Annotated in this window: 9 protein-coding genes, 1 pseudogene and 2 riboswitches; of the genes and pseudogenes, 7 read left to right on the forward strand and 3 right to left on the reverse strand. The window is 45.6% G+C overall.

Translation table 11 applies throughout. From position 1 onward, the window contains the following. The first annotated feature begins 66 nt into the window (after window positions 1–66). Window positions 67–214, forward strand: a riboswitch (FMN riboswitch). A 196-nt stretch (window positions 215–410) separates the two neighbouring features. Next, window positions 411–1073: a 3,4-dihydroxy-2-butanone-4-phosphate synthase gene (ribB, locus tag HOP38_RS13140; protein ID WP_031495066.1), complete on the forward strand. Its 663-nt coding sequence runs from the start codon at window positions 411–413 to the stop codon at window positions 1071–1073. Window positions 1074–1155: 82 nt separating this feature from the next. Here ribB and HOP38_RS13145 read toward each other — a convergent pair whose 3' ends face one another. Then, complete coding sequence (locus HOP38_RS13145; RefSeq protein ID WP_198558208.1) at window positions 1156–3681, reverse strand: glycosyl hydrolase family 18 protein; 2526 nt, start codon at window positions 3679–3681, stop codon at window positions 1156–1158. Window positions 3682–4021: 340 nt separating this feature from the next. Beyond that, a riboswitch (TPP riboswitch) is annotated at window positions 4022–4123 on the forward strand. Between the two features lie 70 nt (window positions 4124–4193). Here HOP38_RS13145 and thiD point away from each other — a divergent pair. The 6 genes and pseudogenes from thiD to HOP38_RS13175 all read left to right on the forward strand — a co-directional run bounded on the left by thiD (window position 4194) and on the right by HOP38_RS13175 (window position 10068). Then, window positions 4194–5015, forward strand: coding sequence for a bifunctional hydroxymethylpyrimidine kinase/phosphomethylpyrimidine kinase (thiD, locus tag HOP38_RS13150; protein WP_198558209.1), 822 nt, complete (start codon window positions 4194–4196; stop codon window positions 5013–5015). Then, window positions 5012–5752 (forward strand): ABC transporter ATP-binding protein, encoded by a 741-nt coding sequence (locus HOP38_RS13155; RefSeq protein WP_031493799.1) that lies wholly within the window; start codon window positions 5012–5014, stop codon window positions 5750–5752. The genes thiD and HOP38_RS13155 overlap by 4 nt, the downstream gene beginning before the upstream one ends. A gap of 74 nt (window positions 5753–5826) precedes the next feature. Next, a pseudogene (locus HOP38_RS13160) lies at window positions 5827–6555 on the forward strand (ABC transporter permease); the annotation flags it as partial. A gap of 18 nt (window positions 6556–6573) precedes the next feature. After that, window positions 6574–7521: an ABC transporter substrate-binding protein gene (locus tag HOP38_RS13165; RefSeq protein WP_198558211.1), complete on the forward strand. Its 948-nt coding sequence runs from the start codon at window positions 6574–6576 to the stop codon at window positions 7519–7521. A gap of 8 nt (window positions 7522–7529) precedes the next feature. Continuing rightward, on the forward strand, window positions 7530–8192 hold the full coding sequence (gene tenA, locus HOP38_RS13170) for a thiaminase II (RefSeq protein WP_124940200.1): 663 nt from the start codon (window positions 7530–7532) through the stop codon (window positions 8190–8192). 328 nt (window positions 8193–8520) lie between these two features. Next, window positions 8521–10068 carry an alanine/glycine:cation symporter family protein gene (locus HOP38_RS13175; protein WP_198558212.1) on the forward strand — a complete coding sequence of 516 codons (1548 nt, stop codon included), beginning with the start codon at window positions 8521–8523 and terminating at the stop codon, window positions 10066–10068. 134 nt (window positions 10069–10202) lie between these two features. On the opposite strand, the gene HOP38_RS13180 is transcribed toward HOP38_RS13175, so the two are convergent. Further along, the gene (locus HOP38_RS13180) at window positions 10203–10796 is read right to left on the reverse strand and encodes an acetate uptake transporter (protein ID WP_006072549.1); all 594 of its coding nucleotides are present in this window, start codon (window positions 10794–10796) and stop codon (window positions 10203–10205) included. Window positions 10797–10977: 181 nt separating this feature from the next. Further along, window positions 10978–12531: a glutamine-hydrolyzing GMP synthase gene (guaA, locus tag HOP38_RS13185; protein ID WP_062460684.1), complete on the reverse strand. Its 1554-nt coding sequence runs from the start codon at window positions 12529–12531 to the stop codon at window positions 10978–10980. Window positions 12532–12535: the final 4 nt, after the last annotated feature.

The following is a 12535-nucleotide window of genomic DNA, read 5'->3' on the forward strand; positions in this document are numbered from 1 at the left end:
GCGACCCTTGCTGCTTTTCAAGCTGTAAAAAAATCGCTACCATTTACAAGTCGTTAAGACATTAACTTTTATTCTCAGGGCGGGGCGAAATTCCCCACCGGCGGTAAATCAATGTTTGATAAGCCCGCGAGCGCTTAACTTTATGGAGTTAAGGTCAGCAGATCTGGTGAGAATCCAGAGCCGACGGTTAAAGTCCGGATGGGAGAGGATAATGATATTTACAGATACTGTAGTGAGTACTCACTAGAGTTTGCTGTGCGTATTGTTGCGCACGTTGTAAATATAGAATGATACCTCCTTGCTTTACGGCGATGCGGGTGTCGTTCATCTATCTTTTGGATCTGTGTATTTTCATACAGGGTCCCCATACCTATGCCCTGATTCTGGTATTTTTATTTAGGAGTATTACCATGAATCAGAACCAAACTTCATTGCTATCTGAATTTGGCAACCCACTAGAGCGCGTTGAAATCGCATTACAGGCCCTTCGAGAAGGTCGCGGTGTATTGCTACTCGATGACGAAGATCGTGAAAACGAAGGCGATATCATCTATTCCGTTGATCACTTAACTAACCAGCAAATGGCGCTTATGATTCGTGAGTGCAGTGGTATTGTTTGCCTGTGTATTACTGATGAACAAGCCAAGCAACTTGACTTACCGCCTATGGTTGAGAACAACAACAGCGCTAACCAAACTGCATTTACCGTCTCTATCGAAGCAAAAGTGGGAGTGACAACTGGCGTTTCTGCCGCTGATCGTGTCACAACTATCAAGACAGCATGTCAAACTGGTGCTCGACCAGAAGATCTTGCTCGTCCAGGGCACGTTTTCCCGCTACGTGCGAAGCAAGGTGGAGTACTAACTCGTCGTGGTCACACTGAAGGAACCATTGACCTGATGCAAATGGCTGGCCTATCACCATTTGGTGTACTTTGTGAAGTCACTAACCCAGACGGAACAATGGCGAAAGCTCCAGAAATCGTTGCATTTGGTAAGCTTCATAACATGCCAGTGCTGACGATTGAAGATATGGTTCAATATCGCCTAGCAACGGCAGAGCAGTCAGCTTAAGCCCCTGCTTCAATGAAAATCGCCACCTAATATTAGGTGGCGATTTTGGTTCTAGCACTTAGCTAACGAGTTCTTGCCTTTCTTATTGGCATGCACCGGTATTTTCCCAGACACCCCACTCGCCTGTTTTCGTAGGGTCTTCACCCTGCGTCCACCATTTGGCTTTGTAGTTCTGGCCTTGGTAAATCACTTGATCACCACCAGTGTACACCGCTGCCGCATCCCAATTATCTTCACAAGTACCACCAATTGGTCCATCGGCACTCACCGTAACAGTATGAGTCTGACTGGTACTTAGTGAGCCATCACTAACGGTCACAGTGAAGATATAACTCGTATCGGCAGAAACACTAGGTGCCGAAAAGCTCACTGAACTGCCTAGAACAGATACATCTAGACCATTGGGTGTCTGCCAACTGAAACTCAACATATCGTTTTCTGCATCTGTTGATGCACTGGCATCCAACACCACAGCTTCATTAGCGCTAGCAGTAGTCGGTCCAGTAATGACCGCGTTCGGCGCAGTATTATCTGGAGTCGTCACTTTTGGAATGACATTAATCATTACCACGTCTGTGGCCGTTGCACCTTCATTATCCGTTACCGTCACCGTAAACTGATAAGTCTGTGTCGCAGTGACCTCTTGAGCATCAAAACTCGCTTGAACCGTATCGGATCCAACAAGAACTACCGCGTCACCACCAGTTTGCACCCAGCTATAGCTTACGATAGAGCCATCACTATCACGTGATGCACTAGCATCTAATATTACTGTTGCAGGGCCTTGAACTGATTGGTCTGCACCAGCACTGGCAAAGGGTGCACGATTGCTTGGTGTTCCGCCAGCTAAACTCTCATGCATTGCATTAAGAATGTCACCATTGTCAGCATCAATCTCCCATGAAAATAAGCCTGCAAGTCCAAGGCTTTGAACATAAGCACCTTTCGCTTTCACTGAACGGTCATCGTCGAAAGTAATCAAATCGCCAGTTGTTTGATTCCAGACATAGGCTGCTTCAGCCATCGCATCATAACCGTACTCAAAACCGTTGACTCCAGTGTTGTCTGGACCAAGCATATATGCTTTTATGCCTTTGTAATCAATAACACCATCTTCCCATACTCCTTGAGCTGTTGAACCCTTCAGTTTGCCGGTCGCAACGCCAGTCATAGGGTCTGTGGGGTCAGTTAAAGTATCAGGTGTTACCCCAGTCCAACCTCGGCCATACATGGCGGCACCCAATACCAACTTGTTCGCAGGTACACCTTGAGCTAACAATAACTGAATACCGTTGTCCGCAGTATAGGCAGGCCCTTTGTATGGAATCCCTTCGGCATCAACACCCGTTCCATCACATTGCCCAGGACGCATAAAGTTGCCACAATACAACGCGGCTTGGTGTCCAGGAACATTATTCCAGCCGCCATAGAAGTCATATGTCATGGCAAAGATGTAATCCATATATGGAATCGCTTTGCCATAATCCACGTCTTCAATCTTGTCATGACCAACGCCTATCGCAGAAGTCAGTTCGTACTCTCTGCCTGTTTCTGCTTCAAGCTCATCCAACATAGCTCGCAGTTCGCTCATCAAATCGATGTAAGCCGGACCATCATTTACTGGGTCACCTAAATCTGGTGCAGCACCATCCCCACCCGGATACTCCCAATCGATATCCACGCCATCATAGAACTTCCACGTATTGAGAAAGCGTTTCACAGACGCGACGAATATGTCTCGATTGGCTTTATCGGTAAAACTGTAAAATGGGTCTGAAAGAGTCCAACCACCAATGGAAGGGAGAATTTTAAGATCGGGATTACGCTGCTTTAGTGCCATTAACATGGCATAGTTGCCTTTAATTGGCGTGTTGTAGTCATGACCAGCTTGAGTGAAGCTTTTCTGGTACGCAGCCCAAGGGTCGTGAATAACTACTTCAAAGTCTTGCATGCCCTTACAGGCGGTCTGCAGGGCATTAAAGCTGTTGCCCCCCACAGATTTCACCGATTCATTAGGACCACAAATCGGGATAAAACCATAGATAATATGGGTTAGGTTGTCTGCCGGAATGTTGTCTACTGTGTAGTCACGCCCATAAATTCCCCATTCCACAAAGTAGGTGCCGACGACCATATTAGGGTCGGTATTATAAGACTTGTTGTTGGGGTCAATATTCATTGTCAAAGGGGCTAGATGAGAGCCATCAGTATCAGCAACCACCAGCTCCATTGGCGCACTTTTGCTACATCCCGTTGCATCACACGCTTCCACTTGCATTTGATACAAACCACCCTGACCATAACCAAACGTAGCGGTTGTTTGGCTACCAGTTATTGGCCCTGTCGCCACCTTGTTACCATCGAAGTAGATGTTATAAGTATCTCCAGTGGTACCACTCCACTGATTAAATGTGATTTTGATCTCTGCTAGATCGTTGTATTGAACCATCTGGTCGTAGCCAGAGGTGGTCTCCATAGCCAATTGGATTTTCGAAAACTGCAGATTATTCGAGCCCCAGACGTCAATTGAGGGTTTTGCTGGCGCGGCATTGACACTTTGGCTTACCGCCAAAGCAACCGCCGATACCCCTAATAATAGATTTTTCATTATTTGTTCTCTTTCCCTGAAAGGTCTAATGACGCTGCTCACACCTGTTATAAAAGTGTGAACATCGAGAACAATTAATAGAACTTGGGGTTTATTTTGTGTTCAAAAAATAAACTCACTTCGAGTCACCACTCAAAAATACTCAATATGTAACAAGAATTTTCATTCACATTTTTACTTTGTGCCCAGAATTTTATTCTTGTGATGGCACCTCCTTCCTTAAAAAACACCAAACCCATTCACCAAGAGAATAAGCGCACTCGGAGGTATTTTCCGTTTAAGTCGATGAGCTCACGTTTTAATTCTGGAAAAAAACCAGCGCTTGTATAACAATGTCCTTTCTCATTAGTCGGGGAGCGTTTTCGCTGAGATCACCAAAGTGGTGAGACCCGTTGAACCTGATTCAGTTAGCACTGGCGTAGGGAACTGATAGACACCGCACTAAGACTCTGCGTCCGCAGTGGATCTTTGCCCTGCCTATTTTGTGTTCCTACCCTGAAAAGGAACATGATATGACATCATCAACCTCTAAAACTCCTATTGTATTGACGATCGCTGGCTCCGATTCTGGCGGTGGCGCTGGAATTCAGGCTGACATAAAAGCCATCTCAGCAACGGGTTCTTATGCGTGCTCAGTCATTACTGCATTGACCGCCCAAAACACGCAAGGTGTATCTGGTATTCTCGGCATCGATCCTCAATTTGTTCAGGCGCAATTAGACGCGGTATTCAGCGACTTAGATGTAGTGGCGGTAAAGATCGGTATGCTTGCTGACGCCAATATTATTCGCGCTGTGGCTGAAAAGATTCGTCAATATCAGCCAAAGCATGTGGTTCTAGACCCTGTCATGGTCGCTACCAGTGGCGACCTGCTATTAGAACCTTCCGCTATTGATGCGTTAAAAACGGAATTACTACCTTTAGCGACAGTGATCACACCTAATTTACCTGAAGGTGCAGCCCTACTTGGCACCCAAGTTCCGCAATCCCAAAATGACATGGAAGCGTTGATTGACCAGTTACGCGAACTCAGTACGTCAGCGATTTTGCTTAAAGGTGGTCACCTTGAGTCAGACTCCAGCAGTAATGACTTACTGATTACTCAAAATGATGTGTCTATCTTTGAAACAACGCGTATCAATACCAAGAATACTCATGGTACAGGTTGCACATTAAGCTCTGCCATCGCGTCTTACTTGGCTCAAAATAATTCCTTACATCAAGCGGTCTCCAACGGTAAAAGCTACATTACTCAAGCGATTGCCCACGCCGATGAGCTCGACATCGGTAAGGGGCACGGTCCTGTTCACCACTTTTACGCGCTGAACCGATGAACGATATTCGTATTGAAAACGCCACGCTCACCTATTTAGGTGACGCTCAACCGATATTCTCAGACTTGAGCGTACAGTTTGAAGCGGGAAGCTGGACCGCTTTGTTAGGACCTAGTGGCTGCGGGAAGTCGACATTGCTGCGCTATATCGCTGGGCTACTAACGGAAAAAGTCACCTTTACCGCCAAAACTGTAGTTCCTAGCCTTACTCAGCTGTCGAGCAACGTAGCCTACATGGCGCAGCAAGACTTACTTATGCCTTGGTTAACCGTTGTTGATAATGTGTGTTTAGCTACACGTTTAAATGGTCAGCGTGTCGAAGCCAATACGAAAGCCAAAGCCATGGCGTTATTGGAACAGGTTGGACTCGATAGCAAAGCGAATGTTCTGCCCAACGAACTATCTGGCGGACAAAAACAGCGCGTTGCCTTAGCTCGAACTTTAATGCAAGACAAATCGATAGTGTTGATGGACGAGCCATTTTCTGCGCTTGATGCCGTCACTAGACATAAATTGCAAAATCTTGCCGCTCAGTTGTTGTGTGATAAAACAGTGTTATTGATCACCCACGATCCTCAAGAAGCCTTGAGGCTCGGCGAGCAAATATTGGTCATGAACGGGAAACCCGCTCAGCTCAATAAAGTCGTCCCTCCACAATCGGCTATTCCTAGAGATATAGATGGCGAATTCGCAACCATCCAACAATCCATCCTAGAACATTTAGGGGGACACTCGTGACAGTCTTAACACAAGTCGCTGAACAAAGCCGTCGACAGGCGGCTGCTCAGAAAAAACAAGGGATAAGCACACTATTGCGACTACTGGTTAGCTTCCTGATTATCTTAGGGCTTTGGAAAGCTATCGTGGTGCTGTTTAAGCTCCCCAGTTTTATCTTACCAGCACCCGAGGCCGTACTCGTTAAGCTGGTCGAGCGTCAAGATGTACTTCTTAAACACACTTGGGTTACGACACAAGAGATCCTGCTCGGGCTCCTACTTGGCTTATCAATGGGACTGTTCTTTGCACTGCAGATGCTGTTGTTTCAGCCCGTCAAACGTTGGCTCCTGCCGATTTTAATAACCAGCCAGGCTATCCCAGTGTTCGCTCTCGCTCCAATTCTGATGCTGTGGCTGGGCTACGGTATTGCTTCCAAAGTGGTCATGGCAGCACTGATTATCTTCTTTCCCGTTACCACTTGTTGCTATGACGGACTACGTAATACGCCTGTGGGCTATTTGGATTTGTCACAGACTATGGGGGCTAGCCGCTTCCGACAACTATGGCACATACGTTTACCAGCCTCGCTACCTGTCCTTGCCTCTGGTATACGAGTCGCCGTCGTAGTTGCTCCTATCGGTGCTGTCGCTGGCGAATGGGTTGGTTCAAGTGAGGGTTTGGGGTATCTCATGTTGCAAGCCAATGCTCGCATGTTAATTGATGAAATGTTTGCGGCGCTGTTTATATTAGCCAGCGTCTCAGTCGCGCTTTACTTTTTTACCGATTGGGGGCTCAAGCGCCTAATCCCTTGGGAAAATAAATAACAATCAAAAGGAAAAACCATGAAATCCATGCTCAAACTCGCTGCGGCTCTGCTGCTAACTACAGCCAGCATCATGCCAGCTCACGCTGCAGAAAAAAAACTCACGCTAATGCTCGACTGGTTTGTTAACCCAAATCATGGCCCTATCGTCATTGCTCAAGAGAAAGGTTACTTCAAGGAGCAAGGGCTTGATGTTGATATTCAAGAACCAGCCGACCCAAGCACACCAGCCAAACTGGTTGCTGCGGGGAAAGTCGACCTTGCGGTTTCGTATCAAACTAGCCTTACTATCGACGTAGCTGCCGGACTTCCACTGATCCGCAGCGCAACTCTGATCGCAACGCCGCTTAATACCATGATGGTATTGGACAATGGCAAGATAAACACACTAGCAGACCTAAAAGGTAAGAAAATTGGTATTGCTATCGCAGGTAACGAAGAAGCGACCATAGGTACCATGCTCAGTACCGAGGGAGTGGCATTTGACGAAGTACAGATCATTAATGTTGGTTGGGCTCTCTCCTCTTCCCTTGCTTCAGGAAAAGTAGACGCGATTTGGGGTGGTTTGAGAAACTTTGAAACCAACCAGCTAGAACTTGAAGGTTATAAACCAAAAGCCTTTTTCCCAGAAGAACACGGTGTTCCAACTTATGAGGAACTAGTGTTTGTTGCCAATGCCAACAGTTATGACAAAGATGCCATCGTAAAATTCAACCGTGCGATTGAAAAGGCCACCACTTACATAGTGAATCACCCAACAGCTTCTTGGAATGAGTTTGTTGCCTACGCACCAGACACGTTAAACAACGAACTCAATAAAAGAGCGTGGCGTGACACATTGACTCGATTTGCGCTTAGACCATCTGCGGTTGATGCGACCAAATATGACGCGTTCACCGAATTCATGTATCAACACAAAATTATCAGTGCTAAGCCAAAAGCAGAGACCATCGTACCTGTACTTTAGGAGTGACCATGAACCATCAAGACTTAATTAACGCTTGCCAACAAGAGTGGTTGGCTTACACCGAACATGATTTCGTCAAGCAATTAGCCGGGGGGACTCTCGCTCAGCAGGCGTATTTACACTATTTAAAGCAGGATTTTCTATTCTTAAAGCAGTACGCTCGAGCCTATGCACTAGCCATCTACAAAGCCAAAACACTTGCTCAAATGCGCGAAGCGGTACCAAGTGTTGAGGCATTATTAAATTCTGAGATTGGCCACCATGTCACTTATTGCCAGCAGTGGGGAATCACAGAAGCAGATATGGAAGCGGAAGTCGAAGATTTTGGTACCGTGGCGTACACACGTTATGTTCTAGATGCAGGAATGACGGGCGAATTAGTTGATCTTTATGCTGCATTAGCACCTTGTGCCATCGGCTATGCCGTTATCGGTGACAACTTACTCAAAAGCGCCGATACCATGCTAGAAGATAACCCCTATCGTAGTTGGATAGAACTGTATGGCAGCGAAGAATTCCAGTCAGGTGTGCACACCAGTATCAAACGATTAGACGCGCTACTAAAAGACATTGACCTACAAAGCCAGAGAGCACAAGAGATCATACATGTGTTTAAAACGGCAACTCGCATGGAAATTGCCTTTTGGCAACAAGGCTTAGATGTCGCCTAATCTAAAGCCGACCATTTAGGTCGGCTTTTTTTATCTCTTTAAAGAAAGCAAATAACAAACAAATATCACACAAACAACCCGCATTTAAAATTTTGTGCCTGTCATCACGTGTTAACACAATATTTACATCCAACCTTAACATTTGCAACAAACTTAGGTAGGATGCGCGAAGTGTTTTATAAATTCAAACACTTCGCGCTCAGCTTTCTCATGCTTTTCGTGCAAGCAAGGACGATTGGGAAACGGTGGGTATCAACAATAGCTTTTGAACAATCAGAACATCAGTCGCTGAGCTTCAAAAGCTACCCCAGCTTTACAGGGAAGAACTATGCAGTCTTTGGTTGATTTTTTAAACGGGATAATCTGGAGTCCCGCTCTAATTTACTTGTGTCTTGGTGCTGGCCTTTTTTATTCAGTGCTCACTCGTTTTGTACAGGTGCGTCATTTCTTCGAAATGTGGCGTCTATTACTTTCCGGTAAAAGCTCAGAAAAAGGGATCTCCTCATTTCAAGCTTTAGCGGTTTCACTTTCTGGTCGCGTTGGTACGGGTAATATTGCCGGTGTCGCTGCGGCTATTGGTTTTGGTGGTCCAGGCGCAGTTTTCTGGATGTGGATGGTTGCGTTTTTTGGCGCAGCAACAGCCTATATCGAATCCACGCTCGCTCAAATCTATAAAGAAGAAGATGAAGGGCAATTTCGTGGCGGCCCAGCTTATTACATAGAAAAAGCGATGGGACAAAAATGGTACGCATGGATCTTTGCTATTGCGACTATTTTCGCTTGTGGTGTTCTTCTACCTGGTGTTCAATCGAACAGCATTGGTAATGCAGTAGAAACCGCATTCGGCACAGGCGCTATGATTGACACTGCTATCGGTACCATCAGTTTTGCTAAAATTTTCACTGGTGCAGTTATTTCCGTCATTCTTGCGTTCATCATTTTTGGTGGCGTAAAACGAATCGCAAACTTCACACAAATCGTTGTGCCATTTATGGCTCTAGCGTACATCATCATCGCGTTCGTGATTATTCTGCTTAACATCGGTGAAGTACCGGGGATTGTTAGTATGATTATTGGCGATGCATTTACCCCAATGGCAGGCTTCGGCGCGGCAATTGGCTGGGGTGTAAAACGTGGAGTCTACTCTAACGAAGCAGGCCAAGGTACTGGTCCACATGCAGCTGCAGCAGCAAACGTTGATCACCCAGCACAGCAAGGTTTAGTGCAATCTTTCTCTATCTATATTGATACGCTTCTAGTGTGTTCTGCGACAGCATTTATGATTCTTATCACAGGTGCGTACAACGTTCATGGTCCAGAGAGTACGTTCTTGGTACAAAACCTTGCCGAAACCGTTGGAGCCAATGGTCCTGCGTTTACTCAGCTAGCTATCGAAAGCACAATGCCTGGTGTTGGTAAGCTATTTATCGCATTTGCACTATTCTTCTTCGCATTTACGACCATTCTGGCGTACTACTACATTGCAGAGACAAATATCGCTTACATTCGCCGTACTTTCAAAATCAACGGATTGATGTTCATCTTGAAACTCGTGCTAATTACATCTGTGTTTTATGGGACAGTGAAAGCGGCTAACCTTGCTTGGGCTATGGGTGATGTAGGTGTTGGTCTGATGGCATGGTTAAACATCGTGGGCATTTTGATCATCTTCTTTATTGCCAAACCAGCAGTCATTGCACTCAAAGATTATGAGAAACAGCAGGAGCAAGGTGTAGAAGAGTACACATTCAACCCTGTCGCACTTGGTATTAAAGGTGCAGACTACTGGGAAGGTCGCTACGAGCGTAAAACAGGTAAAAAGCCTGACGCGCCTCAAGAGGCGGGCTCCGCATCCACTCAGACACAGACATCTTAATTAAGAATTGATGTTCACTTTGGGTAGGTATCTGCCTGTGTAGGGATGACATGAAACATGCTCATCGCATAAAAAAAGGGGTAGCTTAGCTACCCCTTTTATCATTCACTGTTCCCGAATGAATGAAACTTAAATTATGCTGCCACTTCTTGAGTGTTCATTGCTGGCGCTTTTTTCTCACCGATAGGGAGAATAGTGCGACCATATTCGTTGTTAAGTACTTGAGCCATTGCGAAGTAAATCGCGCTCGCACCGCAGAAGATACCTTCAAAGCCGGCAATAGTGCCAATCAATTCGCTGCCGAAGAAATCACGCGCTGCCAACAAGAAAAATAGGATAGTCAGAGAACCAAAGACCACTTGCTTAGCCACTGGGTAGCAAAGTGAACCAATGAACATGAAGCCAGTGAACACACCCCATAGCAGTAAATACCAACCCATAAATTTCGCTGGGCTAGCAGGAAGGCCCATGTAAGGCATTACGATAATACCCACTAGCGTTAACCAGAATAAGCCGTACGACGTGAATGCCGTAGTGCCAAAAGTGTCACCACGCTTAAAGCACATCATGCCAACAAACACTTGGCTAAGACCGCCATAAAAAATACCCATAGCAAGAATCATTGAATCAATCGGAAAGAAACCTGCATTGTGGATGTTAAGCAGAATGGTAGTCATACCAAAACCCATTAGACCAAGTGGCGCAGGGTTTGCGAGTTTGTTCGACATGTAAAAGAGCCTTCGATTAAAAATTAGTGGTAAAAGTTATAGAAAAATTTTAATCGATATTTGTGATATTGAGCAGATCCGTTATTTGCAATCTAAGATTGATGATTTGCAGATATTAATTAGCATGCATAAAAAAACCGGCTTGCGCCGGTTTCTATTATTTAATGACAACAATCGGAGATTATTCCCACTCGATTGTCGCTGGTGGCTTACCAGAAATGTCGTAAACCACACGTGAAATGCCTTCAACTTCGTTGATAATGCGGTTAGAAACCTTACCTAGGAAGTCGTATGGTAAGTGTGCCCAGTGAGCCGTCATAAAGTCGATGGTTTCAACAGCACGCAGTGATACTACCCAGTCATACTTACGGCCATCACCCATAACACCTACAGAACGAACTGGTAGGAACACGGTAAATGCTTGAGAAACTTTGTTATACAGGTCTGCAGCGTGCAGTTCTTCAATAAAGATAGCATCAGCACGGCGCAGCAAGTCACAGTACTCTTTCTTGATTTCACCAAGAACACGAACACCGAGGCCTGGTCCTGGGAATGGGTGACGATAAAGCATGTTGTATGGTAGACCCAGTTCTAGGCCGATCTTACGTACTTCATCTTTAAACAATTCACGTAGTGGCTCAACAAGCCCCATTTCCATATCATCAGGAAGACCACCCACATTGTGGTGTGATTTGATAACGTGAGCTTTACCCGTTTTAGAAGCAGCTGACTCAATAACATCTGGGTAGATTGTACCCTGTGCTAGCCATTTCGCGTTTTTAAGCTTCTTAGACTCTTCATCAAATACGTCAACAAACACGTGACCAATTGTTTTACGTTTCTCTTCTGGGTCAGATTTGCCTTCAAGTGCAGTCAAGAAGCGCTCTTCTGCGTCAACTTTGATGATGTTTAGGCCGAACTTATCGCCAAACATTTCCATCACTTGCTGGCCTTCGTTAAGACGAAGTAGGCCGTTGTCAACGAACACACAGGTCAGCTTGTCGCCAATTGCGCGGTGAACAAGCATTGCAACTACCGATGAATCAACACCACCAGATAGACCTAGAATAACCTCATCATCGCCTACTTGCTCTTTAATACGAGCAACAGCATCTTCGATGATGGATTCTGATGTCCATAAACGCTCACAGCCACATGCACCAAGAACAAAGTTCTCTAGCATTTGCAGGCCTTGTTTAGTGTGCGTTACTTCTGGGTGGAACTGAACGCCATAGTATTTCTTCTCTTCATTCGCCATAGCAGCGTACGGGCAAGTGTCCGTTTCACCAACTTTTACGAAATCTGCTGGAATTTCTACAACTTTATCGCCGTGGCTCATCCAAACGTCTTGAGTCGCTTCAAGATCTTTGAAAATCGCTGAGTCACCAGATACTTTAACTTGTGCGTAGCCAAATTCACGTTCGTTTGAACCTGCTACTCGGCCACCAAGCTGCTCAGCCATTGTCTGCATGCCGTAACAAACTCCAAGAACAGGAACGCCTGAATCAAATACGTATTGAGGAGCACGAGGAGAATTTTCCTCTGTTACACTCTCAGGGCCGCCAGATAGAATAATACCGTCTGGGTTGAATTCACGAATATCCGCTTCTTCTACATCCCAGCTCCATAGTTCACAGTAAACGCCGATTTCACGTACACGACGTGCTACTAATTGTGTGTACTGCGAGCCGAAGTCTAAAATCAGAATTCGTTGGTCATGAATATTTTTCGTCATTTTG

It is taken from the genome of Vibrio mediterranei, from assembly GCF_013364395.1.
In the GTDB taxonomy this organism is placed as follows: Bacteria; Pseudomonadota; Gammaproteobacteria; order Enterobacterales; family Vibrionaceae; genus Vibrio; species Vibrio mediterranei.